The following is a 25,921-nucleotide window of genomic DNA, read 5'->3' on the forward strand; positions in this document are numbered from 1 at the left end:
GCCAATTGCGGCCTTCCCCGTGGGAGATGCGTGTTGATCGAGAAGAAGCGCGCGGCCCCCGAAACCCGGCCGCTGTACCAGACCATCCGCAATGCGATCGAGACGCAGATCATGTCGGGCGCGCTCAAGCCCGGCGATCGCATCCCGTTCGAACACGAACTGATGGCGCAGTATGAGTGTTCACGGATGACCGTGAACAAGGCGCTGTCGAGCCTCGCCGCCGCCGGGCTGATCTCCCGCCAGCGCCGGCGCGGCTCGTTCGTGACGCGGCCGCGCATCCACATGGCGGCGCTGCAGATCCCCGATCTGCGCGAGGAGATCGAGCGGCGGGGGCACGTCTATCGCCTCCATCTGCTGAGCAGCCTCGTCCAGGCGGTCGACGACGAGACCGGGGAGATGATGCGGTTGCCCGCCAGCGGTCAATTGCTGGCGATCCGCTGCCTCCATCTGGCGGACGGGCTGCCCTATGCGCTGGAGGAGCGCTTCATCAATCTGGCCGCGGTGCCGCAGGCGGCCGAGGTCGATTTCTCGGAAACGCCGCCGGGAAGCTGGCTGCTGTCGCACGTGCCATGGACCGAGGCCGAGCATCGCATCACCGCGGTGGCGGCGGGGGAGAAGGCGAAGTCGCTGGGTGTGAAGGCGGACAAGCCCTGCCTCGTGCTGCAGCGCTGGACGTGGCGGGAGAAGGAATCGATCACCTATGTCCGCCTGACCTTCAACGGCGACAATTTCGACCTGACCGCGCGCTTCGTCTCCAATGTGGGGCCCGAAGGCGACGGCTGAGCGACCAGGGGTGCTTACGCCGGCAATGGCCGGCTGCGACTGTCGAGCAAGGTGAGGCCGAAGATCAGCAGGCCCGCCAGCGTGAGCGCGAAGCCCGCCCAGACGGCGGCGAGAAGCCCCAGCCCGGCGCCGATCGCGATGCTGCCCGCCCAGGCACCGACCGCATTGGCAACGTTGAGCGCGGCGAGGATCATCGCGCCCATCAGTGACGGTGCCTCAGGCGCGAGCCGGGTGAGGCGTACCTGGATGGTCGGGATCGCCGTCATCATCGTCGCCCCCACGCCGAACATCGCCGGCAGCAGGATCCAGATATTGGAGCCGCCCACCGCGAGGATGGCGAGGACGAGGAGCGCGCAGCCGAAGCCGATGACGATGCCCCGCACCGGGCTGCCATCCGCCAGCCGCCCGCCGAACAGATTGCCCGCGGTCATGCCGAGGCCGAACAGCCCGAGCGCAAACGGGATCATGGCGGGGGTGCGCCCCGCGGTGTCGGTCACCAGCGGGCCGATGAAGGTGTAGACCGCGAAGATGCTGGCGACGCCGATCGCGGCGACCAGCATCACCCCCCAGACCGCGGGTTTGCGCAGCGCGCTCAGTTCCTGCATCACCGGGCTGCCGTCCAGCGCGGCGCTGCGCGGCACCCACAAATGGATGGCGAGCAGCGCGAAGCCGGCGAGCGCGGCCACCGCGACATAGGTTTCGCGCCAGCCCAGTGTCTGGCCGAGGATGGTGGCGAGCGGGGATCCGAAGATCGTCGCGACGGTCAGCCCCGCCATCACGATCGCGAACGCCTTGCCCGAATGGCCGGGCCCGACGATGTAGGAGGCGACGACCGCGCCCGCGCCAAAATAGGCGCCCTGCGGCAGCCCGGCGATGAAGCGCGCGACCATCAGCAGCCCTAGATCGGATACCGCGGCGGACAGCAGGTTGCCGACGATGAACAGCGCCATCAGCCCGAGCAGCACCGTGCGCCGGTTGAGCCGCGCCGCGGCGAGCGTGACGAGCGGCGCGCCGATGATCACGCCGAAGGCATAGGCGGTGATCGCGTTGGTCGCCTGCGGGATGGTGATGCCGAGGCTGGCCGAGAAGAGCTGGATGATGCCCATGCTCGCGAACTCGGAGGTGCCGATGCAGAAGCTGCCGAGCGCCAGGGCGAACAATGTGCGGCTGCGGTTGCGCTGCTGGGCGGCGTCGGAACAATGCAGCTTCACCGCCTCGCACTGCGGCTTATAGGCGCGGCCGAGCGGGTTGAGCGGGCTCAGGTCGGTGCGGATGTCGCGATCGCCATCATGCGGCAGCTTCAAGGGCGGTCTCCCGGGCGCTGGGCGCGCGCATGGCCGGAACGGTACAGGCTGGAGGGGAGGGGCGGGGTTAAAGCTGGTAAAATCGCGTGATTCGATCCCCTGAACGCCCCCGCAATGCACCGGATTTTACCCCTATTCACCCGGCTGAGCCCCGCCACGCGCTATGCTGGGCGCCTCCGTTCAGCAGGAAGGGAAAGATGCCATGATCCGCACCGCATCCGCGCTCGCCGCGGCCATGCTCGCCGTCGTCAGCCCAACCGTCGCCGCCGCCGAAACCGAAAAGCCGGTGTCGATCGTCCTCGTCCATGGTGCCTTCGTCGACGGATCGGGGTGGCAGGCGGTTTACGACCTCCTCTCGGCCGACGGCTATGAGGTGCTGGTCGTGCAGAACCCTACGGTCACGCTCGCGGGCGATGTCGCTGCGACCGAGCGGGTGATCGCGATGGCGAAGCATCCGGTGGTGCTGGTCGGCCATTCCTATGGCGGGGCGGTGATCACCGAGGCTGGGGACAACCCCAAGGTGAAGAGCCTCGCCTATATTGCCGCCTTCGCGCCGGCGGCGGGGGAATCGGTCCTGTCGCTGGCCGAGCAGCCGGCGCCGCCGGGCGAGAGCAAGGCGCCGCTGTTGCCGCCCAAGGACGGCTATCTGATCACCGATCCCGCCAAGTTCCCCGCCGCCTTCGCCGCCGAGGTCGACCCGAAGGTGACGCGCTTCATGGCCGCGGCGCAGGTGCCGTGGGGGCTGGAGGCGGTGCAGACCAAGATCACCCGCGTCGCCTGGAAAACCAAGCCGACGCATTTCATGGTGACGACGCAGGATCATATGATCCCGCCTTCGGCGCAGCGCGGCATGGCGAAGCGCGCCGGTGCGAAGACGGTGGAGATCAGCAGCAGCCATGCGGTGATGCTGGCGCACCCGCAGGACGTTGCCGCGTTCATCAGGACTGCTGACGTGCCGTGATATAATCCATCCGCTCGAGATCCGCGATCAGCCCGGGCCCGGTCGGCTGCCAGCCCAGCCGCGCGCGGGTGAGGGCGCTCGATGCGCTCAGATCCTGCGCGGCGAACAGCGCCAGCCAGCCGAAATGCTCCGCCGCCTGTTCGGGCGGCACAGAGACGGCTGGCACGCCGATGCCGGCGGCGACGGTCTCGGCGATCGAGCGGAAGGGCACGCCCTCCTCGGCTACCGCATGGTAGCGCGCGCCGGCCGTGCCCGCCTCTACCGCGAGCCGATAGAGCCGCGCGACATCGCAGATATGCGCGGCGGACCAGCGATTGCCGCCATTGCCGACATAGGGTGCGAGGCCCTTCGCGCGCACCATCGCCACATAATAGGTGATCAGCCCCTGCTTCACGGTGTCGTGGACCTGCGGCAGCCGCACGACCGACACATTGACGCCTTCGGCCAGCGCCGCCGCGCCCGCGATTTCGGTCAACGCACGTGGATTGGGATGCGCGGCGTCGAACACATCCTCGGTGGCGGGTATGCCGGGCGCCGCGATGCCCATGCCGATGCCCGAGGTGATGACCAGCGGCCGGCCGGTGCCGGCGAGCGGCGCCGCCAGCGCGCGGATCGCCCGTTCGTCCTTCGCGCAATTGGCGGCGAAATCGGTGAAGTCATGGTCGAAGGCGGTGTGGATCACCGCGTCGGCGAGCGCCGCGCCCGCTGCGAGCGTATCGGGATCGGCGAGGTCGCCGTGATGCACCGCGGCGCCCGCCGCGACCAGCGCCTGCGCTCCGGCATCCGAACGGGTCAGCCCGAGCACCTCATGCCCCGCGCCCAGCAGTTCGGGCACGAGATGGGATCCGATGAAGCCGGTCGCGCCGGTCAGGAAGATGCGCATGAACAGTCTCCGATGATGTCGAAGGCGCCTGTCGCATCGCAATCGATCCTGTTAAAGTAGTGATCTTATCATGGTATAATGAGCAACAGGATGACGATCCGACACGATGGCGCGCCCAGCCTCGGCAGTTTCCTGAGGGACCGGCGCGCGCGGCTCGACCCCGCTGCGCTGGGCTTTGCGGGCGGGCGGCGGCGCACGCCGGGGCTGCGCCGTGAGGAAGTCGCCCAGCGCGCCAATATCAGCCCGACCTGGTACACCTGGCTGGAACAGGGGCGAGGCGGCGCGCCCTCGGCCGACGTGCTGGACCGGCTCGCGGCAGGACTGATGCTCACGGATCCGGAGCGCGAGCATCTTTTCCTGCTCGGCCTCGGCCGCCCGCCCGAGACGCGCTATCGCGGCAGCGACGGGGTGACGCCGCGGCTGCAGCGCGTGCTGGACGCGCTGCCGATCAGCCCCGCGATCATCAAGACCGCCACCTGGGATGTGGTGGCGTGGAACCGCGCTGCGGCGATCATGCTGACCGATTATGGCAGCCTGCCGCGCGAGCAGCGCAACGTCTTGCGGCTGATCTTCGGCAGTGCACGGGTGCGCGAGGCGCAGGACGATTGGCTTGGCGTCGCGCGCTATGTCGTCGCGGCGTTCCGGGCGGACGCCGCGCGCGCCGGCGCGGAAACGACGCACCTCGTGGAGGAACTGTCGCAAACCAGCCCCGAATTCGCGGCGCTCTGGCGCGAGAATGATGTCGTGGGGCAGGGCGAGGGCGCGAAGCGGCTGCGTCACCCCGAACTCGGACTGGTCGAACTGGAATTCTCGGCCTTCGCAGTCGACGGCCGGCCCGATCTGGGCATGGTCGTCCACAACCCGGCGACGCAAGAGACGGCGAATGCCATCCGCGCGCTCATCTCTGCGCGCGGTGGCGCCGGCGATCAATACTCGACGTAGTAGTCCTTGGGGAATTCTTCGCCCGCAAACGCCTTCTTGCTTGTCCAGGGTTGCGCGGGTGCCGTCCAATAGCTGTCGCTGGCGGAAAGCCCGAGCGCGATCAGGCTTTCGGAGGCGATATACATGCTGCCGGCGTTCGAATACCAGTCGCCCAGCTTTGGCTGATGGCCGGTGAAGCCGATCGTCAGATAGCCCCGATCGTTGAAGTTGGACGGGTGGCGGAACACCGCGCGCTGCGCGGCGAGCGTCGCCGCGCGCACTTGCGCCTCGGGCAGCGAAGCAGGCAGGCGCTTCCGCCACGCCAGCAGCCCGAGCGGCTGGAACACGGCGGTGCGATAGGTGAGCGACCGGCCGATCGGCGCATAGGCGCCATCGGGCCCGATCAGCCGCTCCAGATGCTCGCCATAGCGCTGCATCCGTTTATAGGCCTGTTCGAGCAGCGCCTCGGCATCGAGGCTGTTGAACTTCGCGCCCGTCGCCGCGAGCACCTCCAGAATCTCGACCAGCATCGGATGGATCACATAGGATCCGTAATGATCGAAATGGAAGCGGGGACCGTCGGCGTACCAGCCATCGCCCACATACCATTCATTGACCTTGCGCACCGCCAGATCGATCCGCACCGGATCCCAATCCTCGCCGATCGAGAGCAGGAAGGCCTCGTTCATCGCCGCGAACAGCAGCCAGTTGGTATAGGGCGGCGAGACCTTGCGGAGCCCCTTGATCTCCTCGACCACGCGCTTCTTCGTGGTCGCGTCCAGCGGCTCCCACAATTGCTTGGGCGCGCGCAGGAAGGCGTTGGTGAAATAGGCGGAATCGACCAGCGGCTGCCCATAGACCTTCCAGGCCAGATAGTCGGGGCTCTGCGGATCGACCGAATGGGCATAGCTGGCGAGTGCCTGCTGGCGCAGCGTCGCGCGCAGCCGGCCCTCGGGCGTCGCATCGTCGGGCAGCGCCAGCCAGGGCGCGATGCCCGAGATCAGCCGGCCGAACGCCTCCAGATAGGAAACCTTGGGATCGCGTCCGTCCCAGGTGGGGCTGAGTTCGGGCTTGAATTCGGCCTGCAGTCGGCCCTGCGACATCGGTCCGAGGATCGGCACCGCCATCTGCCGCAGCAGATCGACCATATAGGTGCGATCATCCTTCGCGCCGGCGCGCGGAGCGGGGGCGGCAGCCGATGCAGCCTGGGCGGCGGGAACGAGCGCGCCGGCGGCGAGCGCGGAACCAAGGAAGTGACGACGGTCCATCGACGGTCTCCTGGGCGGGAAAATCAGCGCGCCGCGGCGGCGGGCGGCGCGAAATCGAGCTTCTGTTCGGCGGCGTAGCGATCCCATGAAGCACGATCGCGGAAGCCGCCTTCGCCGAGGCTCCAGGCGGAGCCCGAATAATAGACGAAGGGCTCGCCCGGCGTCACCCGCACCAGCACGAGATGGTTGTCCGCATCCTGCTTGATGTCGACGATCGCCGCAGGATCGACACGCAGCGCGATCGCCATGCGGCCATGGTGGGGATCATTGGGCCCCCACCAGGAGAGCAGCCCGCGCGCGCGATCGACGGTCACGTCCCCGCCGTCGCCCGTGGTCTTCTTGCCGATGCCGATGCCGACGATCAGCGGTTCGCGGCTGCTTGAGCCGATCGTCGAGACCATGCGGGTGAAATGAGTGCCAAGCGGCAAGGTGAAGCGCCGCGTTTCCCAGACCTTGCGGTCGACATCGACCGGCCAGGGCGCATAATCGACCTCGAAATCCGCGGCGTCCGGCCCGTTCTTGAGGATGCGGTGAGCGCGATAGTTGCGCGAGGTCCATAATTTGTCGTCGAACCAGATGCCGAGCCCGCCGGCACCGCGCCCGCCGCCGACATTGTAGAAGTCCATGCCCTCGCCATGATAGCCATGCTGGTCACCGGTGCGGAGCTGCCGGTCCATATAGGGCCAGCGCACATGCTTGCCCCAACTGTCGATGCCCGAGCCCGAGGGCGGCTCGACCGCCTGCAGCGCATGGCCATAAATGCGGTGGGCGGTGCGATCATTCTCCCACAGCAGGTCGTCATAGCGATAGTCGGCGATGATCACCGCGGCGCGCGGCGTCTTGTCCGTCGCGGGGGGAAGCGGCTTGTCGACCGGCGGCAGGCGGGCTTCTCCGGCGGGGGCTTGCGCGGGCGCCGAAGCGGCGAGGGAGAGTGCAAGCAGGGGCAGCGCGAAACGCATGGTCATTGCAGTTCTCCAGCGGCAGCCGGCCTGGCGCGGTCGGGGGTGGTGCCGTCTCCATCGAACGGCGTCAGCGTGAAGCTGTAGCTGAGCGGCGCGACGGGGACGCGATAGTGCTTAAGCGGCCGTCCGCCCTGATCCCAGCTGTTGTCGCCGCCGACGCCGGCCTGCACGGCATCGACCATCAGCGAGACATGATCGTGCGGTACGATGTCGGTGGACCGGCGCGTGCCCGGCGGACGGCGCGACAGATCCTCATACGGGAAGGCGAGCGCGTTCATCGACAGCGGCACGGCGCCATCGATGCGCACGCCGCCGACGCCGCGCTGAAGCAGTTCCATCCAACGCACGTCCACCTTGTTGCCAGTTTCCTGCGGCCGCATATAATCATGGTTCTGGTCGGCGATGCGCCCGCGCCATAGCCCGATGGGCGCGCCGGTGGCGCGATCCTGGTAGGTTTCGTGCGGGCCGCGGCCATACCATTCGAGCGTGTCGATCGCTTCCGGCATGGTGAAGGCGAGGCCGATGCGCAGCGGATCGGGCAGCTTTTCGGCGAGCGGCGTGAAATCGCCCGAAACCGTCACCCGGCCGTCGCCAGCCATGCGGTAGCGCGAGACGAAGCGCGCGGCGCCATCGCCGACCGCATAGCGCACGGTGACTTCAGCGCCGCCATCGTCGAGCCGCTTCGCCTCGATGCCCTCGACGACCCGCGCCTCTGACGCGCGCTTCCACACCTCATGGCTCTTGCCGACACCGGTGCCGATGTCGTTGTCGATCAGCGCGCGGTAGAAATTGGGGGCGCCGCCCTGCAGCAGCAGCCGGCCCTTCGCGGTGTAGCCATCGACCAGCCCGGTCTTGCGGTCGATCACCAGTTCGGCCCCGCCGGCGGTGAGGGTGAGCTTGCCGCCCTTGTCCGACAGAGCGGCCCTGCCGTCCACGGTGATGGCCGGCGCCGCTTCCCGGCCCAGCGCGAACTGTTCCCAGCCGATCAGCGTGCCGCCTTCTACCCCCGGGATGGTCCCCGCCTTGGCCCGCGCGCTCACCGTCAGCACATATTCGGCGCCGGCCTTGCGGGTGAAGGCGGGGAGGGGGAGGCGCAGCTTTTCCTGCGCATGGGCCGGCGTCTTCAGGTGCGGCAGCGCAGCGCTGGCCACGGGCACGCCGTCCTCCAGCACCTCGATCCCGAGATCGAGGCCGGAAAGGTCGATGAAGTCGTGGCGGTTGACGACGGTCAGCATGCCGCTCGCGGCATCGAAGCCGGTGAACTGCACCGGCGCATAGACCTTGCGCAGCTCGAACAGATGCGGGTTCGGCGTGCGATCGGGCTGATAGAGCCCGTCACCGAATTCGATGTCGCCGCCCGGATTGGGTCCATATTCGCCACCAGTGCCCCAGTAACGCCGCCCGTCCTTGGTATAGCGATACATCGACTGGTCTACCCAGTCCCACACGAAGCCGCCCTGCAGCTTGTGGGGGTGGGCGTAGATCGTGTCCCAATAATCCTTGAGATTGCCGCCGGAATTGCCCTGCACATGGGCATATTCGCACTGGATCATCGGCTGGCGGTGGTTCCAGTTGGTCGCATAGTCTGCCATGCGCGCGGCGCTGTCATACATCGGTGCGTAGATGTCGGCATAGTCGTTGGTGCGGTGGTCGGGCGCGTCCGGGAAGGTGCCCCAACCGAGATAGGAAACGAGCCGGTCCGGATCGCGCGCCTTCGCGGCGGCGGCGGCCTTGACGAACGCCTGGCCGATGCCCGCTTCGTTGCCGAGCGACCAGAAGATGATCGACGGATGGTTCTTGTCCCGCTCGATCATGTTGGTGACGCGGCTGACATGCGCCGCTTCCCACGCGGGATCGAAGCCGATCTGATATTGCGCGCGCAGCTCGGGCCGCTTGTTGGCCCAGTCCATGTAGAAATGGCTCTCGATATTGGCCTCGTCCATCACGTAGAGGCCGTAGCGGTCGGCGAGTTCGTAGAGCCGCGGGTCGTTGGGGTAGTGCGAGGTGCGCAGCGCGTTGACGTTGGCGCGCTTCATCAGCTGGATGTCGCGCTCCATGCTCTCCAGCGAGATGACATGGAAGGTCTCGGGGTCATGTTCGTGGCGGTTTACGCCACGGATCGTGATCGGCTTTCCGTTGACGCTGACCAGCCCGTCACGGATCGCGACGGTCCGGAAGCCGATGCGGCTCCAGGTCGACTGGATGACCGCGCCCTTCGCATCATAGAGTTCGACCAGCAGCAGGTAGAGATTGGGCGTCTCGGCGGTCCACGGCTTCACATCGCGCACGGTGCCGCGCAGCAGCGCCTTGCGCTCATCCCTGCCGGCCGGAACCGATGCGGAGAGCGCCATGACTTGCCTGTCGCCATCGAGCAGAACCGCGCGCGCGGACGTCGCGCCGGCGGCGCCGGTGACCGCGACATCGACCGCGAGTTCGCCGTTGCGATAGGCCTCGTCGAGCCCAGCATGGACGAAAAAGTCGCGGATCCGCGTCTTCGGTGCCGCCATCAGGAACACTTCGCGCTCGATCCCCGAGACGCGCCAGAAATCCTGATCCTCCAGATAGCTGCCGTCGGACCAGCGGAAGATCTGGATCGCGACGACATTCCTGCCCGGCTTCACGAAGCGCGTGACGTCGAACTCCGAAGGCAGCTTGCTGTCTTCCGAGTAGCCGACGCGCTCGCCATTGACCCAGACATAATAGGCCGAGCCCGCCGCGCCAATGTGAAGGATCACGTCCGATCCCGACCAGTTCGCTGGCACGTCCACATCGCGGCGGTAGGAGCCGACCGGATTGGTCGCGTGCGGGATCAACGGGCGGTTGGCGGGGAAGGGGTAGGTGATGTTGTTGAAGCGGGGCTGGTCATAGCCCTCGGCCTGCCAGTCCGCCGGAACCTTGATCTCCTTCCAGGCCGAGACGTCGAAGCCAGGCTTTTCGAACCCGGCGGGCAGTGCATCCGCGCTGGGCGAGAAGGAAAACTTCCATGCGCCGTTGAGCGAGAGGAAGCGATCGGACTTGGTGCGATGGCCCTCGATCGCCTTTGCGCGGCTTTCGAAAGGGAAGCCGGTGGCGCGCGCGGGTTCCTTGCCGATCGCGAACACCGCAGGGTTTTCCCAGTCGGGGCGGGCGGGATCAACCTGCGGATGGAGGATCGGCGCCATCGCCGGCCCCGCGGATTGCGCCAGCGCAGCGCCTGAAGCCGTGGCAAGCAACGCGAGCAGACTGATCCGGGCCGAAAGATGCATCGCGATCCCCTTCCTTATCCGGCCCGTTCGCCGGATCGACTTGGCTCTGCCATTGGTGTTAAATCGCACCTAGCCAATGGAGATTGATATGACAAGTCGCGCTGGCGGGGCTGGAGGCGGCGATATGGGGACGGGAGAGGAAGTTGTGCGGCAATCGTCGCTGACGGATGCGCTGTACGGCCGGATCGAGGCGCGCATCCGTTCGGGCGAACTGGCGCCGGGCAGCCGGCTGCCGACGCAGAAGGAAATCGCGCTCAGCGAAAATGTGAGCCGCACCGTAGTCCGCGAGGCGGTGGCGCGGCTGGCGGCCCAGGGGTTGACGATCTCCCGCCAGGGCTCGGGCGTCTATGTCGCCGATGCACCCGAACTGCGCGCGTTCCAGGTGACGCGCGATGAACTCGCCGAACTGGCCGACGTCATCAAGCTGCTCGAGATGCGGCTGGCGGTGGAGACCGAGATGGCAGGGCTCGCCGCGTCGCGCCGGACGACGGCGGATATCGGGGCGATCCAGCAGGCGCTGTTCGATATGAGGGAGCGGCGTGATGATCCCGCCGCTGCGGCCAAGGCCGATTCGGCCTTTCACCTCGCCATCGCCCGCGCCAGCCAGAATGACTATTTTGTCCGCTTCGTCGATTTTCTCGGGTTGCGGCTGGTCCCGCCGCGCAACCTCTATCTGCGTGACCAGCCGGCGGCTGCGCATCAGGCCTATGCCGATCGCGTGCAGGATGAGCATGAGGCGATTGTCGACGCCATCGTCCGGATGGATGCGGCCAAGGCGCGCGAGGCGGCGCGGCGCCACATGCAGGAAAGCCTGACCCGCCACTCGACCTTGAGCGCACGAGTACGCGTGCGCGATGTCCAGTCTTGAAGGGTGCGGCGCAAGGTGATTGACCGCTGCGCCTAAACTTGTAGGATAACTTCCCATGGCCATGGATCGGCCGTGGAGAGGGATTCCGGATCGAGGACTTCGGTCGCGCAGCTTCGCCCCGATTTTTCGGGGCGGGGCGTGCCTCCACCTTCTTCGCACCTGTTCCGGCCAGACCGTCTGATTGAGGAGCCGGCATGATGTTGCGTAGGATCGTTGCCCTGACTGCGTTGCCATTGCTCGGCCTGGCCGCGCCCGCCCCAGCGCAGGCGCCCGCCAAGACGGCGGCGGCCAGCCAGCGCGATCCGATCGCCATCGCACGAGACCTAGCGCGCTGGCAGCTGCAGCATATGGAGGGCGCGAAGCAGGTCGCGCGCGCAACCAGCGAGACGCGCAACCCCCGCGCCTGGGAGCAGGCGGTGTTCTGGATCGGCATGACCGCGCTGGCGGATGCGGGCAAGGCGCCGGACATTCGCAAGGCGATCTTCGACATGGGCGCGAAGAACCAGTGGCTGCCGGCCAGCCGCCCCTTCCACGCCGACGACCTCGTGATCACCCAGAGCTATTTGTGGGCGGCGAAGAAAGGCGCCGGCAATGCGGCCATCGCGCCGACCCGCAAGGCGTTCGACTATATCGTCGCCAATCCGCCGCGCGTAACCTTGGCCTTCTACCAGCCGCCCTCCGGCTATAACGATACCGAATGCTTGAAGCGCTGGTGCTGGTGCGATGCGTTGTTCATGGCGCCGCCGGCGATGGTCGAGCTTTCCCGCCAGACCGGAGACCGCCGCTATCAGGATTACGCGCTGCGCGAGTTCTGGGCGACCACCGACTTCCTCTACGACCCGGCCGAGCGACTGTTCTACCGCGACAGCCGCTTCTTCGAGCGGCGCGACGAGAAGGCGCGCAAGCAGTTCTGGAGCCGCGGCAATGGCTGGGTGTTCGCCAGCATGCCGCGGATCATCCCGCTGCTTGAGAAGGGCAGCCCGGATCGCGTGCGCATGGAGGCGCTGTTCCTCGAGATGGCCGCGCGCATCCGCGCAGTGCAGAAGCCGGACGGTTATTGGGCGCCGTCGCTGCTCGCGCCCGAGAATTCTCCGCCGGAATCGAGCGGCACCGGCTTCTACACCTATGGCATCGCCTGGGGGATCGAGGCCGGCCTTCTCGACCGGGCAACCTATGAGCCGGTCGCACGGCGCGGCTGGGATGCGTTGACCAGAGCGGTGCAGCCCGATGGCCGCCTGGGCTGGGTACAGCAGGTGAGCGACCGGCCCGAAAAGGTCGAAGCCGCCGACACGCAATATTATGGCACCGGCGCCTTCCTGCTCGCCGCCACCGCCATCGCCGCGCTTTGACGCTCAACTTCCCCGGGGGAACAGCCTTGTTCGAAAAGACCTATTACGCGACGCATCCGGACATGATGGACGGGGCGTCGAACGAAGATCTGCGTGACCGCCATCTGGTCAGCGGGCTGTTCCGCGACGGCGAACTGGTGCTGACCTATTCGCATGGCGAGCGCTTCATCATCGGCGGTGCGGTGCCGGGGGCGGGGGCGCTGGTGCTGCCGGCGCAGACCGAACCCGAAAGCGCGGCGGGGCATCCGCTGCTGGAACGGCGCGAACTGGCGATGGTCAATATCGGCGGCGGCGCCGGCGTGGTCGAGGTGGATGGCGAGCGTTTCGACCTAGCCCCGCGCGACGCGCTCTACGTTCCGATGGGCTCGGCCGACGTGCGCTTTTCGGGTGAGGGTGCGCGCTATTATCTGCTGAGCGTGCCAGCGCATCGCGCCTTCCCGCTGCGCAAGCTGACCTTGTCGGAAGTGGTGCCGATGGAGCGCGGTGAACTCGCCACCTCCAACGCGCGCAAGATCTACCAGTTGATCCTGCCGCATACCTGCGAAAGCGCCTCGATCTGCCTAGGTATGACCATCCTTGAGCCGGGCAGCGTTTGGAACACGATGCCGCCGCACGTCCATGAGCGGCGCTCGGAAATCTATCTCTATTTCGACCTGCAGGAGGATGACCGCGTCTTCCACTACATGGGCAAGCCCGACGCGCTGCGCCACATCGTGATGGGCAATGAGGATGTCGTGATCTCCCCGCCCTGGTCGGTTCACATGGGCTCCGGCACGCGCGCCTATAGCTTCATCTGGGCGATGGCGGGGGAAAATCTGGATTATAACGACATGGATGTGAAGGATATTTGCCAGCTTTGTTGAGGGGCTGGGCAGGCAGGAAGGATGGCAAGCGGCCCTTTCCCGTGAAGTGCGGGAGGGGGCTTTTTGTTATCATACCAATGTCGTATTCCACCTCAAAGAGGTCCTTAATTGGCGAAATATTTGTCATATAACTCTTGTCATTCCGATCAAATCCGCTAAATCTCGATCCACAGAAGTCGGAAGACTCGCTTGCACAGCATGAATTGGGGAGGATTTATGAAATTCCGTCATGGTACTGCCTTGTCGCGCGTCTTGATCGCTGCCGGGCTGGCCTGGGCCGCGACCGGCCAGGCGCATGCGCAGCAGGCCGCGCCGGCCGCCGACCAGCCTTCGTCCACCGACGGCGATATCGTCGTCACCGCGCAGAAGCGCGAGGAGCGGGTTCAGGATATCCCACTGGCGGTGCAGGTGATCGGCGGCGAGGCGCTGGAATCCCAGGGTATTCGCGAATTTTCCGAGCTCACCCGCGCGGCACCGTCGCTGCTGATCCGGCCTGCCGAACATCCGGTCAACGCGTCGATTTCCATCCGCGGCATCGGCACCTTCGCCTTCTCGCCCAGCGTCGAACCTAGCGTTGCGGTGCAGATCGACGATGTGCCGGTGCAGTTCCTCGCGCGCGCCTTCGCTGACCTGTCGGACATCGAGCGGATCGAGGTGCTGCGTGGGCCGCAGAGCACGCTCTATGGCCGCGCCGCCTCCGCCGGCCTGGTCAACATCGTGACGCAGGGGCCATCGTCGACGCTGAGCGGCCGGATCGGCGGCATCGTCACGACCGACGAGGAATATGGCGTCAACGCTGCGTTGTCCGGCCCGCTGACGCCGACGCTCGGCTTCCGCGTCAGCGCGAACTACAACAAGTTCGAAGGCAATGTCCGCAACCTGTTCAACGGCGACAAGATCAACGGGCGCGAGATCTTCTCGGTGCGCGGCAAGCTGGTGTGGGATCCGACCGACACGCTGAACGTGGTCGCGCAGTTGGGCTATATCGACGGCAGCACGACGATCGGCCGGCCTTTCGCGCGGGTTTCCCCCGCGGCGCGGCTGCGTGGCAACCCCGCCTATGGACCCTCGGTGTTCGCGCCGGGCGTGACCTTCGGCGAGGACAATACCGACGTCGTCAATGATGTCACCTCGGGCACCGACTACAGCGATTTCTCTCAATCTCTGAAGGTCTCATGGGATGTCGGATTCGCCTCGCTGGTGTCGATCACCGCGTGGGATCAGTTCAAGCAGTTCGACATCCTCGACCAGGATGAATCCGCGATCGCAGCGCTCGACAACCGCCAGTTCGGCACCTTCGACGTCGACACCTTCTCGCAGGAATTCCGGCTGGTCTCGCCGGGCGCCACGGCGTTCCGCTATACTTTCGGCCTGTTCTATTCGAACCTCAACCTCTCGCGTGATTTCATCCGCGGGCCGTTCTTCTCGCAGGCGGACTGGTACGGCACCAACGGCACCAAGCAATATGCCGGCTTCGGCCAGGTCGAATATGACATTCTCGACGGCACGACTTTGATCGGCGGCCTGCGCATCGGCAAGAACAAGATCGACGTGACGTTTGACGATCGCCGCGCCGCGACCTTCTTCGAGGGCGACAGTTCCGAGTCCTACGAGACCTACAAGGCGGGCATTCAGCAGCGGCTGGCGCCCGACGTGATGGCTTTCTTCACCTATGCCACCGGCCACAAGGGTGAGGCCTATGACATCGGCACCGGCTTCAACGCGACGCGATTGGTGCCGGTGCGGCCGGAGGATTCGGAGGATTGGCAGCTCGGCATCAAATCCCAGTTCCTCGATCGCCGGGTGACGCTGAACGCGACCCTGTTCACCACCACCTTCGACGATTTCCAGGCGCAGGGCATCGAAACGCTGTCCGACGGCACCAGCAATTTCCGCCTCGCCAATGTCGGCAAGCTGCGCACGCAAGGCATTGAGGTGGAAGGATCGGTACGCTTCACGCCGGACCTGAACTTCGGCGGCGGGGTGACCTATGCGGACGCCAAGATCCGGTCCTTCCCGTTCGCGCAATGCTATCCGGGGCAGACCGCGGCACAGGGCTGCACCGGCAGCCCGGCGCGGCAGGACCTGAAGGGCTTCCGCCCCGCGCAGGCGCCCGAGTGGAAGCTGACGTTGAACGGTGACTATACGCCGTCACTGACCGACAGCCTCGATGGCGTGCTGCAGTTCGCCTATACCTATCAGAGCAAGATCAACTTCAACATCAACAATGATCCCGAAAGCATCCAGAAGGGCTATGGGATCATGAACCTGTCCGCCGGCGTCCGCGATCCGGACCGCAAGTGGGAGATCGTCGCGTTCGTCAACAACCTGTTCGACAAGCAATATTTCTTCAACGTCACCAATTCGTTCGGCAACCAGGGCAATGCTCAGGCGGTGCAGAGCTATATCCCGCGCGATTTCGAGCGCTATGGCGGCGTGCGGGCGACGTTAAATTTCTGAGGGGGGAGGGGCTTCGTTGGTGAGCCCCCTCCGACGTCTTGGCATGCGTCGCCTGCGCGATTGGTCAATAACTCAGCGCGGCCATTGCTGCGCAGCGTGAAGCACACGCAAGATCCTGACTTGCGTCTCATCCTCTTTGTAAACGACGATATAGCTTCGCCGCTTGGGTGTGTGCTTGAGGGGACCTGCGGTCGACATGGTGGATGCCGAAGCGTTCGCCATAGCCGCGCGTCCATTCGAAATGACCTTCCGCTCCACGGCAAATAGCCGTGGAGCGGAACGCCCGCATCCCGGGTCTTCCTATTGCGCAGCGTCGACGATGCGAACGAGCTGCGCCGCATTCTGACCGGTGGGCAGCTTGCCGCGCGCGCTGAGCGTGCGGCTGGCATCGTTCCACACCAGTTCGGCGCTAGCGCCGCCGGTCTTGCGATAGGCGTTGGTGGTGCCGTCATCGTCATAGAGAGTGAAGCGCGCGTCGCGGCCCGGATAGACGCGGATGCTCTCCAGCGCCTGGCGTTCGGCGGTGCTCTTCACCTGCGCGCCCATCGGCACGATCGATCCGGCGCGGACGAACAGCGGCATGCGGTCGATCGGCGCGGCGACCTCCACAGTCTGGCCGCCGGTGTAGCGCTTGTTGGTCCAGTAATCGTACCAGTCGGCGCCGGCCGGCAGATAGACCGGTCGACTGGTGCGCCCCTGGTCGGTGACCGGGGCGACGAGGAAGGCCGGGCCGAACATATATTGATCGCCGATGTCGGCGACCTTGGGATCGTTCGGGAAGTCCATGAACAGCGCACGCATGAACGGCGCGCCGGTGCGATGCGTCTGCGCGCCGAGCGCGTAAATGTAGGGCATCAGGCTGTAGCGCAGCCGCAAATAGCTGGCGAGGATCGGCTCGGCGGCGGTGCCATATTCCCAGAGCGCCGCGGCGGGGCGCTGGCCGTGGATGCGCAGCGAGGGGGTGAACACGCTGTACTGGAACCAGCGCACGAACAGCTCGGGATAGTCGGCATAGCCGGCGTCCATCGCGGTCGCGCCGGCGGGATCGACGAGCAGCGGATGTTCGGCCTTGGGGCCGCTGGGATATTGCCAGCCGCCGATGTCGCTGCCCCAATAGGCCATGCCCGATGCGGTGAAGTTGAGGCCGGTCGGCACCTGCCGCTTCAGCGCCTCCCACGTCGAATGCACGTCTGACGACCAGAAGGCGCAGCCATTGCGCTGGGTGCCGAGATAGGCGGCGCGGCACAGGATCAGGTTGCGCAGGTCCGGCCGATCGCGCGCCGAGCCTTCGGCGACGCTGGAGGTGTGCACCAGCGGGAAGAGGTTGTGGTAACGGTCGCCGGATCCGACCGAATAATGATAGCCGTCGGGCACCAGATCCGGCTCGGTCTCGTCGAGCCAGAACCAGTCGAAGCCCTCGCTGGCGATATTGTCGCGGATCTTGCCCCAGAACCACTCGCGCGCTTCGGGATTGGTGCTGTCGAGCAGCGCCCCGGCGCGGTCGAAGCGCACCGGCAGGCCGTCGACCGGACTGCCATCCTCATGCTGAAGCAGCCAGCCCTTGGCGGCGAGCATGTCGAAATAGCGCGATTCCCGCTCGAAGCGCGGCCACACGCTGATGATCGAGCGCATGCCCATCGCCTTGAGCTTGTCGTTCATGCCCTTGGGATCGGGAAAATAGGTGCGGTCGATGTCGAGCTGGCCCATCCGCGTCCAGTAGAACCAGTCAAGCACCATCACGTCGATCGGATAGTTGCGGCTGCGATAGCCCTCGGCGATGCCGAGCAGTTCCTGCTGGCTCTCGAAGCGCGCCTTGCTCTGGATGAGGCCGAACGCGGCCTTGGGCGGCAGCGGGGTTTCGCCGGTGAGCTTCGCATAGCCGGCATAGATCTCGTCGGTGGTGGCGCCGGCGATCACGAAGAAGGAGACGCGCTCGCCGACTTCGGACTGCCAGCGGGTGCCGTTGTTGAGGCCCGGCGACACCACCGTGCGCGCCGGATTGTCCCAGACGATGCCATAGCCCTTGTTGGTGACGAGGAAGGGCACGCACACCGTCTCGCCCGCCGGCGCATCATACCAATGCTTGCAGTCGATGGTGCGGCCGCGCAGGTCGAGCGGCCCCAGGCTCTCCTGGTTCTGGCCGAGGCCGTAATAATGTTCGTCGAGCGGCGCGGCGAAGCTGGCGCCGACGCGGAAGGTCTCCTCGCCGTTTACGGTGTGGGGCGCCATTTCCCAGCCGTTCATCTTCGTCAGCAGGCGGCCGTCGGCGGTGCTGACGGACAGCGACACCGGCGGCAGCGACGGCGCGAAATAGCGCTCCATCTGGCTGGGCGCCTTGGGCCAGGGCTTGGCATCCACCACAACCGAGAGCGCGGAGGAGGTGAAAACGTCGCCGCTGGCGTCGGTACGGTGGCTCCAGCCGGTGGCATCGGCCCTGGCGTTGGGGCCGGGGCCGGGCGCGGCGGTGGCCAGCGCGGGATCGAGCGAGATGGTGACGCGCACGATGTTGGGCGCATAGGGCTCGATCGCGACGCGGCTGCCATGCCGATCGAGCATCGCCATCGGCTCCGCCAGCGCCTGCGTCGTGCCGAGCGTGAGCCATGCGGCGCCCGCCGCCAGCAGTGCCGCACGCATGCCTTTTGCCTTGCCGATCATCGTCTTCCTCCTGTTGCGGGGACTTGCGCCCACTTGGTCCTGCCCGTTCAGACGAGCCCGCGTCCGTCGATCCTCAATACCGGTACGAAGTTGGGGCCATCGCGCCGCGCCGGCATCTCGATGTGCAGCCCGGCGCCATCCTGCCGGTGGCGGAGCGCGCCGCCGCCCAACAGCGAGACGCGCTCGATCTTGCCGGTGAAGCGGCCCCGCGCCAGCGCGACGATCGTCGTAGATCCGCGCGGTGGCGCCAGCAGCAGCGCGTAAAGCGCGCCCTTGTTTGTGGTGAAGCGGACGTCGCGATCGGTGAAGGGCGCGGCCTGCTGCTCGTTCTGCATGCCGGCGATCAGCCGCGTCGGCCCCTCTCCATAGATCCGCCAGGGGCGCGACCCGAAGATCGCCTCGCCGTTCAGCGCGGTCCATGCCGCCATCGCATCGAGGATCTTCTCTTCCTCAGCGTCGATCGATCCGTCGCCGGGCTGCGGCACCGATAGCAGCAGGTTGCCGTTCTTCGAGACGACGTCGGCCAGCCGCTGGACGACCTCTTCGGCGGTCTTGTAATTCCTGTCGTTGAGGCGGGCGACGTTATAGAACCAGTCGCCGAGGCATGTGTCGGTCTGCCATGGCTCGTCCCACAGCCGGTCCGAAAAGCCGCGCTCGACATCCTGCACCAGCCCGAAGCGCTCATGCGGCTTCAACTGCTTGGCGGTGGCGACGACATCGATGCTGCCATGCCATTCGATCGCGCGATTGTAATAGTCGGCCAGCGCCTCGAGCCCGACCGGGCCGAAGGGCAGACCATGATCATCGAAATAGACGAGATCGGGTTTGTATTTTGCGACGAGGTCGGTCTGGCGCAGCAGCCATCGCGCGACATAGCCGGGGTCGTCCTTCGGGCCGGTCTCGATCCACTGCCCGTTGTTCGCCTCATGCCAGGCGTTCATCGCCTCGATCGTGTCGAGCCCGTCGGGCAGCACGGCATGGCCGCCGGTATAGAGTTCGCGCGGGTCGAGCCCGTCCCACCATTGGCCCCTGCCGTCCGCCTTGCCCAGCCGGAACGCATCATAGCGCTCCCCTTTCTTCGGGCCGGTCGGGTCATAGCCGTAGGCGGGTTGATACCAGTGCCAGGCATGGGCAGCATGGTTGGAGACGCCGAACTTCAGCCCGGCCTTGCGCGCCGCCTTCTCCCAGATGCCGACCACGTCGCGCTTCGGCCCGACATTGAGCGAATTCCACGCATGATAGCGGCTGTCATAGCAGTCGAGATTGTCGTGATGGCAGGCGAGGGTGACGAAGTAGCGCGCGCCGGCGCGGACATAGCGCGCCATCAGCGCGTCGGGATCCCAGCGCTCGGCGGTCCAGCGGTGCTGGATATCCTTCATGCCGCTGACCGAAGGATGGCCATAGGTCGCAAGATGATGCGCATACATCGGATGGCCCTGCATATACATGAAGCGACCATACCAATCGCCCTGTTCGGGCACCGATTGCGGTCCCCAATGCGACCACAGGCCGAGCTTGGCGTCGCGGAACCAGTCCGGGTAGCGATAGGCGTCGACGATCGACGGCCAGTTCGCTTGCACCGGGCCGGCGGCGGTGCCCATCGGGCTCGCCGCGCGCACCGCGCGGGACAGGCCGAGCGCGGCGACGCCGGCGAGGAAGGAACGACGGGGGAGGGTGATCATCGCCGTTGACGCGGCTTGCGGGCGAGCGCCCGGCCGATCGCGCGCTCGGCGACGGGCGCCATCAGCGCATAGCCGGTGTCGAGCGGATGGACGCCGTCGCGAGTGAGGTCGGCGCGCAGCAACCCGCGCGCATCGGTCATCGCCGGGACATAATCGGCATAGACCAGCCCGCGCCGCGCGCAAAAATCCTTCAGCCAGGCGTTGAGTTCGCGGATCCGCTCGGGCGGGCGCTCCCGCAGCATCTCGCGCGCGGGTTCGGTATAGTTGTTCACCGGCAGCAGCGATCCGAAGACGACGGCGATGCCATGCGCCTCGGCGAGGTCCGCCATCGCTTCCCAATTGGCCTCGATCTGCTCGGGCGTTTCCTGCTGGAGAAAACCCTGCACGTCGTTGATACCGGCGAGGATGACGACAGCCTTCGGCTTCAGCGCGACGACGTCCTGGTGGAAGCGCAGCAGCATCTGCGCGGTCACCTGGCTGCCGATGCCGCGGTTGATATAGGGCTTGCCCGGAAAATAGCGGGGCAGATTCCACAGGTCGGTAATCGAATCGCCAAGGAACACGACGCGCTGCTCGCCCGCTTTCGGCGGCGGCAGCGCGGCATTGGCGGGCGCATAGAGATAGCGTTCGCCGAAATCCTGCATCAGGCTGGGGACCAGCTTCGCGCGGAACGGCCCGAGCCAGGGCCCCCAATCCTTTTCCGGCACCGTCCGCCGGTCCGGCGAGCTCTGATAGCGTTTGTCGCCCTCCGCCACCGGCGCGGTGACGGGCATCAGCAGCGCCATGCCCAGCAGCAGGGCGGCAAGGGCAGGGCGCTGCAGGATCATCCGGGGAGCACTCCGTGGCGGGCGGCGAAGGTCACGAACAGGCTTGGCCAGGCCGATGCGCTCATCGCGCGCGGCAGGCGCACGCCGAAGCCATGGCCGCCATCCTCGAAGATGTGCAAAGCGACCGGACGCCGCGCCGCCTGCATCGCCTGGAACATCAGGATGGAGTGCGCCGGCGGCACCAGCCCGTCATCGACGGCGTGCACGAGGAATACAGGCGGCGTTTGCGCATCGACGCGCTGGTCCACCGAGCGCGCACGCAGTTCGGCGCCCATCGCAGAGGCGCCCGGGCCGATCAGGTTGTCGCGCGATCCGCCATGGGTGAAATAGGCCTCGAGCGTGATCACCGGATAGATCAGCCCGACCAGATCGGGGCGCGCGGAAAGGCGATCGGCCGCGTCGCGCGGCTCATACACCTTCTCGGCATGGCGCGTCGCCAGCGAGCCCGCGAGATGCCCGCCCGCGGAGAAGCCGATCACGCTGATCGCATTTGGCCGGATCGCGAAGCGCGCCGCCTGTTCGCGGATCAGCCGCATCGCGCGCTGCGCATCCTGCAGCGGTACGTCCTGACGCCGCTGCCAGCCCTCACCGGGCAGGCGATAGAGCAGGATGAAGGCGGTGATCCCGCGCGCGTTGAGCCACGCCGCCTGGCTGGTCCCTTCATTGTCGTAGGACACGAAGCCATAGCCGCCGCCGGGCATCAGCAGCACCGCGCTGCCATTGGGTCGCGCCGGCCGGCGCACGACCAGCATCGGCCGGGCGATGCCCGTCACCCAGCGATCGGGCTTGGCCGGATCGCTCGATTTCTCATCGATCTTGCGGGTGATACGCACCGGCGCGCGGCCGGGCGGGTCGCCGGGCCACAGGTCGATCACCTCGTCGGCGAAGCCGGTCTGCGCGGCGGCCAGTTCGGGCGCCAGCACGGCCGCTCCGGCAGCGGCGGCGGTGGCGGCAGTCAGCAGGGTGCGGCGGTCCAGCGTCGTCATCATTCTTGCTCCGGCTCGCGTGGCGGTGCCTGCACCGCGGGCGCGAGCAGGTCACCGATCGACTCTGCTGCGGCTCGCACGAGCCGATGGGATTCGTCCAGCGTCACGCGGCTTGCCGGACCATCGACGAACGGCATGGTCAGCGCCGCGCGCGCGGCCGCGCCGACCAGAATGGGCGCCGAAAGATCGGTGATGCCGTTGAGCATCGGGCTGGGCGCGACCGCGCCATGCGCGGCGACGATCTCTTCGAGCCGCGCCTCGAGGATTTCGAATTCCCCCTTCGCCATCCCCTCAGGGCCGGCGCGCACGTCGTCCAGCATCGCCGCCCGCGCCTCGGGCGGCTGAAAGGCGAGGAGGATGCGCCCAGAATTCGAGCGGTGGAGCGGACGCCGATAGCCGACGCGTACCGCGAAGCCCGCCAGCCCGGGAGCTTCGGCGGTGACGATCACAACCATCTCCGCGCCGGAGGCGACGGCGAGGTGGCAGCTTTGCCCCGCTTCATGCGCAAGCCGCTGCATCACCGGCAGCGCAGTCGAGGTCAGTTCGCGCACCGGCGGCTGCGCCATGCCCAGCGCGAACAGCCGGTTTGTGAGCCTGTAACCGTCGCCATTGCGCGCGATATAGCCATGTTCCTCCAGCACTTGCAGCATTCGGAAGATCTCGCTGACCGAGCGTCCGAGCGCCGCCGAGATGTCGGTCATGTTGAGCGGCTCGCTCGCGGTCGCGAGCAACTCGAGGATCTCAAGACCCTTTTTGAGTGCCGGCGCCTGGTACCGCGTCTTGCCGTTCATGCCCCCTCCTTTGGTCGTAGATCTGCTTTTTGCTCTCTGCGGATTTATCCGCTTATTGCGGATAAAAGCAATTTTTAAATTTACAAACGGCGCAACAGGCGTAGAAAGAGCCGACTCCGACACGGTGTGGCTGCGTTCAGATGGCTATTTGTCGGACAATCATCAGGGGCGCCCGAGAACAGGGCGATTGAAGGGAGAGAGATATCATGGCCCACTTGGTCTGTTTGCCCCGGCGCGCCACGCGCCACAGCTTCCTTTTCACTACGGGCATCGCCGGACTGATGCTCGGCAGCGCACCCGCACTGGCGCAGGATGCCGCCGCGGTGCCCGCCGAGCCTCAGTCGGCGCAGGGTGGTAGCGGTAACGCCACCGACGATGCGACCACCGAGGAAATCGTCGTCACCGGCGTGCGCGCCAGCCTGAGCAGCGCGCAGTCGATCAAGCAGAATGCCGACCAGATCGTCGACTCGATCGTGGCGGAAGACATCGGCAAGCTGCCCGACCGTAACGTTGCCGAGGCGCTGCAGCGTATCACCGGCATCCAGATCCAGCGCAATTTCGGCGAAGGCAGCCAGGTCGCCATCCGCGGCCTCAGTCAGGTTCGAACCGAGATCAACGGGCGTGACATCTTCACCGCGAACAGCGGCCGCAACCTGAGCCTCGAGGATGTGCCGTCCGAACTGCTCGCCGGCGTCGACGTCTACAAGAATCCCTCGGCGGAGATGATCGAAGGCGGTCTCGGCGGCCTGATCAACCTGCGCACGCGCAAGCCGTTCGACTTCGACGGCTTCAAGCTGTCGGCCAGCGGCAGCCTCAACCATTATGACCTGTACGAGAAGACCAAGCCGCAGGCGAACCTGCTCGTTTCGAACCGCTGGGATACCGGCATCGGCGAGATCGGCCTGCTCGTCGACCTCGCCTATCAGGAAACTGCGTTCCGGCAGGACCAGATTTCGAGCCAGCCCTTCTTCCTGCTCAACGAGGCGGTGGCCGCCGACGCCGCGACTGCGGCCGGCCTCGGCCGCACCGGCCAGCCGACCTATCTTCCGCACGGCGTGGGCATCGGCCAATATCTCGGCGACCGCCGCCGCATCGGCGTGGACGTCGCGCTGCAATGGCGGCCGACCGACACGCTGGAATTCACGGCTGAATATATCCGTTCGGACTATAAGTTCCGCTACGGCGACTACAGCTTCTTCGCCTATACCGGCGACGGCCCGATCACGCCCGATTTCTCGCAGCCGTTCACCTTCGACGATGACGGCAATTTCAGAAGCGGCACCTTCGTCAACGTGCCGGTCGATTCCAACACCAGCCTCGAACGCCGCAAGTCGGTGACCAACGACTATTCGCTGAACGCGAAGTGGACGCCGACCGAGAATTTCACGCTGAAGGGCGACTTCCAATATATCCGCGGCACGACCGACGGCGAGCGCTCGATCGTGATCCTCCATTCCAACGCCGAGCGGCTTTACCAGGTCGTGGGCGATGGCGTGCCGACGATGATCATCTCGCCGGATTCGAACCCTGCGAACGGCAATGGCAATCTGCTTGACCCCGCCAGCTATGCGACCAACCCCGGCGCCTATCTCGACCATGTCGAGCGCGCGGTGGGCACCGAATATGCCGGCCGGATCGACGCCGAATATCGCTTCGACGACAGCTTCCTGCGATCGATTTCGGTGGGCGCGCGCTACACCGATCGCTCGGCGGTGACCGACAGCAGCACCTATGCCTATTATGGCTTCACGCGCGCGCTGGCGGACGATCTCTACCAGCTTCGCGGGTTCGAGGGCGATCTGTATCGCGGCGGCGCGGCAGTGCCCGAAGGGGCGCTGTTCTTCAACCGCGGCATCGTGCTGGATTATGACGCGACCCGTGCGGCGCTGGCGCCCTATGCGGCCGACAGCCAGCGCCAGGCGTTGCTCGACGGCGTCTCCTATGTGCCCAGCGACCGCAACACGCAGGGCGAGAAGACCTATACCGGCTATGCGGTGGCGCGCTTCGGCATCGACAGCGGCTTGCGGATCGACGGCAATATCGGCGTGCGCGTGGTGAAGACCGAGGTCAGCACCGACGGCTTCAGCGTGCAGACGCCGCAGGTCACCGGGCCGGACGGCACCCCGATGAATGGCCCGATCAGCTATGTGCCGATCAGCGCGGATTCCAGCTACACCAAGGTGCTGCCGAGCCTGAACCTGCGGTTCCACCTGATGGACGGGCTGCAACTCCGCCTCGCCGCCTCGAAGGGGCTGACTCGCCCGGACTTCAACCAGCTCAACCCCAACATCAACATCGTCGAGCTGAATTCGGGCGGCAACCGCCGCACGGCGAGCTCGGGCAATGCCAATCTGCGTCCGCTTGAAGCCGATCAGCTCGACGCCTCGCTCGAATGGTATTTCTCGAAGACCGGATCGATCTATGGCGCCGCCTTCTACAAGAAGGTCGACGGCTTCATCGCCAACATCACTTCGACGGAGACCTTCGATTTCGGCAACGGCCCGTTCGTTGTCGATGTCACCCGGCCGCTGAACGGCGACAATGGCAAGATCAAGGGCTTCGAAATCGGCGGCAACACCTTCTTCGATTTCCTTCCCGGCTTCTGGTCAGGCTTCGGCGTCCAGGCCAACTATACCTATGTCGACAGCAAGGCGCCGAGCCCGGATGCGCAGGATACGTCGGGCAACCAGCTCAGCGTACCGCTCGAGAAGCTGTCCAAGCACAGCTACAACCTCATCGGCTTCTACGATCGCGGGCCGATTTCGGCGCGCGTCGCCTATAACTGGCGCAGCAGCTTCGTGGTGACGACGCGTGGCAATGGCAGCGGCAACCTGCCGATCTTCAACGCCGCTCGCGGTCAGCTCGACGCATCCTTCACCTACACCTTCACGCCGAACTTCGCGCTGACGGTGGATGGCGTGAACCTGACCGATACCGAGAACAAGACTTATTACGGCATTCCGAGCCGTCCGCAGTCACACGTGCTGAACGATCGCCGTCTCAGCATCACCGCGCGGATCACTTATTGATCGGCGCATAGACATAGGTCGTAACCCCATTCCCCGAGAGCCTGCGGGCCGGCATGTTCTTGCAGCCGGCCCGCATTTTTTCGG

At 66.2% G+C, this 25,921-nt stretch carries 18 protein-coding genes; 8 read left to right on the forward strand and 10 right to left on the reverse strand.

Annotated elements, in window-relative coordinates; translation table 11 throughout:
* The first annotated feature begins 30 nt into the window (after positions 1-30).
* Entirely contained in the window at positions 31-783 is a 753-nt protein-coding gene (gene hutC / locus FHS96_RS03055; RefSeq protein ID WP_429587866.1) for a histidine utilization transcriptional repressor HutC, read from the forward strand.
* Positions 784-797: 14 nt separating this feature from the next.
* On the opposite strand, the gene FHS96_RS03060 is transcribed toward hutC, so the two are convergent.
* Positions 798-2,087 carry an MFS transporter gene (locus FHS96_RS03060; protein ID WP_429587867.1) on the reverse strand — a complete coding sequence of 430 codons (1,290 nt, stop codon included), beginning with the start codon at positions 2,085-2,087 and terminating at the stop codon, positions 798-800.
* Positions 2,088-2,289: 202 nt separating this feature from the next.
* Between FHS96_RS03060 and FHS96_RS03065 the strand changes: the two genes are divergently transcribed.
* Positions 2,290-3,048 carry an alpha/beta fold hydrolase gene (locus FHS96_RS03065; RefSeq protein ID WP_429587868.1) on the forward strand — a complete coding sequence of 253 codons (759 nt, stop codon included), beginning with the start codon at positions 2,290-2,292 and terminating at the stop codon, positions 3,046-3,048.
* Here the strand turns inward: FHS96_RS03065 and FHS96_RS03070 are convergent.
* On the reverse strand, positions 3,026-3,931 hold the full coding sequence (locus tag FHS96_RS03070; protein WP_429587869.1) for an SDR family oxidoreductase: 906 nt from the start codon (positions 3,929-3,931) through the stop codon (positions 3,026-3,028). The genes FHS96_RS03065 and FHS96_RS03070 overlap by 23 nt on opposite strands.
* A 90-nt stretch (positions 3,932-4,021) precedes the next feature.
* Between FHS96_RS03070 and FHS96_RS03075 the strand changes: the two genes are divergently transcribed.
* Positions 4,022-4,873: a helix-turn-helix transcriptional regulator gene (locus tag FHS96_RS03075; protein ID WP_429587870.1), complete on the forward strand. Its 852-nt coding sequence runs from the start codon at positions 4,022-4,024 to the stop codon at positions 4,871-4,873.
* Here the strand turns inward: FHS96_RS03075 and FHS96_RS03080 are convergent.
* Genes FHS96_RS03080 through FHS96_RS03090 form a run of 3 tightly spaced genes read right to left on the reverse strand, consistent with a single transcriptional unit; the run spans position 4,858 to position 10,327 of the window.
* Positions 4,858-6,120 (reverse strand): DUF2264 domain-containing protein, encoded by a 1,263-nt coding sequence (locus tag FHS96_RS03080; protein WP_429587871.1) that lies wholly within the window; start codon positions 6,118-6,120, stop codon positions 4,858-4,860. The two genes, FHS96_RS03075 and FHS96_RS03080, sit on opposite strands and share 16 nt — an antisense overlap.
* A 23-nt stretch (positions 6,121-6,143) precedes the next feature.
* The gene (locus FHS96_RS03085) at positions 6,144-7,085 is read right to left on the reverse strand and encodes a DUF4861 family protein (RefSeq protein ID WP_429587872.1); all 942 of its coding nucleotides are present in this window, start codon (positions 7,083-7,085) and stop codon (positions 6,144-6,146) included.
* On the reverse strand, positions 7,082-10,327 hold the full coding sequence (locus FHS96_RS03090; protein WP_429587873.1) for a glycoside hydrolase family 2 TIM barrel-domain containing protein: 3,246 nt from the start codon (positions 10,325-10,327) through the stop codon (positions 7,082-7,084). The genes FHS96_RS03085 and FHS96_RS03090 overlap by 4 nt, the downstream gene beginning before the upstream one ends.
* 88 nt (positions 10,328-10,415) lie before the next feature.
* Between FHS96_RS03090 and FHS96_RS03095 the strand changes: the two genes are divergently transcribed.
* The 4 genes from FHS96_RS03095 to FHS96_RS03110 all read left to right on the forward strand — a co-directional run bounded on the left by FHS96_RS03095 (position 10,416) and on the right by FHS96_RS03110 (position 15,867).
* Positions 10,416-11,195 carry a FadR/GntR family transcriptional regulator gene (locus FHS96_RS03095; RefSeq protein WP_429587874.1) on the forward strand — a complete coding sequence of 260 codons (780 nt, stop codon included), beginning with the start codon at positions 10,416-10,418 and terminating at the stop codon, positions 11,193-11,195.
* 194 nt (positions 11,196-11,389) lie between these two features.
* Complete coding sequence (locus FHS96_RS03100) at positions 11,390-12,544, forward strand: glycoside hydrolase family 88/105 protein (RefSeq protein ID WP_429587876.1); 1,155 nt, start codon at positions 11,390-11,392, stop codon at positions 12,542-12,544.
* A 26-nt stretch (positions 12,545-12,570) separates the two neighbouring features.
* Positions 12,571-13,407, forward strand: coding sequence for a 5-dehydro-4-deoxy-D-glucuronate isomerase (gene kduI / locus FHS96_RS03105; RefSeq protein WP_429587878.1), 837 nt, complete (start codon positions 12,571-12,573; stop codon positions 13,405-13,407).
* Positions 13,408-13,623: 216 nt separating this feature from the next.
* Positions 13,624-15,867, forward strand: coding sequence for a TonB-dependent receptor (locus tag FHS96_RS03110; RefSeq protein ID WP_429587879.1), 2,244 nt, complete (start codon positions 13,624-13,626; stop codon positions 15,865-15,867).
* Positions 15,868-16,167: 300 nt separating this feature from the next.
* Here the strand turns inward: FHS96_RS03110 and FHS96_RS03115 are convergent, their stop codons facing one another.
* The 5 genes from FHS96_RS03115 to FHS96_RS03135 are packed head-to-tail and all read right to left on the reverse strand — an operon-like array spanning position 16,168 to position 22,808.
* A complete protein-coding gene (locus FHS96_RS03115; protein WP_429587881.1) occupies positions 16,168-18,522 on the reverse strand; it encodes a glycoside hydrolase family 31 protein in 2,355 nt (784 codons plus the stop codon).
* A 47-nt stretch (positions 18,523-18,569) separates the two neighbouring features.
* Positions 18,570-20,204, reverse strand: coding sequence for an alpha-L-fucosidase (locus FHS96_RS03120; protein ID WP_429587883.1), 1,635 nt, complete (start codon positions 20,202-20,204; stop codon positions 18,570-18,572).
* Entirely contained in the window at positions 20,201-21,031 is an 831-nt protein-coding gene (locus FHS96_RS03125) for an SGNH/GDSL hydrolase family protein (protein WP_429587884.1), read from the reverse strand. Before FHS96_RS03125 ends, FHS96_RS03120 begins: the two co-directional genes overlap by 4 nt.
* Positions 21,028-22,017, reverse strand: coding sequence for an alpha/beta hydrolase (locus FHS96_RS03130; protein ID WP_429587886.1), 990 nt, complete (start codon positions 22,015-22,017; stop codon positions 21,028-21,030). Before FHS96_RS03130 ends, FHS96_RS03125 begins: the two co-directional genes overlap by 4 nt.
* Positions 22,017-22,808: an IclR family transcriptional regulator gene (locus FHS96_RS03135; RefSeq protein WP_429587887.1), complete on the reverse strand. Its 792-nt coding sequence runs from the start codon at positions 22,806-22,808 to the stop codon at positions 22,017-22,019. Before FHS96_RS03135 ends, FHS96_RS03130 begins: the two co-directional genes overlap by 1 nt.
* 206 nt (positions 22,809-23,014) lie before the next feature.
* Here FHS96_RS03135 and FHS96_RS03140 point away from each other — a divergent pair, with 206 nt between their 5' ends.
* Complete coding sequence (locus FHS96_RS03140) at positions 23,015-25,837, forward strand: TonB-dependent receptor (RefSeq protein WP_429587889.1); 2,823 nt, start codon at positions 23,015-23,017, stop codon at positions 25,835-25,837.
* Positions 25,838-25,921 lie beyond the last annotated feature (84 nt).

The organism is Sphingomonas zeicaulis (assembly GCF_050433225.1).
GTDB lineage: Bacteria > Pseudomonadota > Alphaproteobacteria > Sphingomonadales > Sphingomonadaceae > Sphingomonas_D > Sphingomonas_D zeicaulis.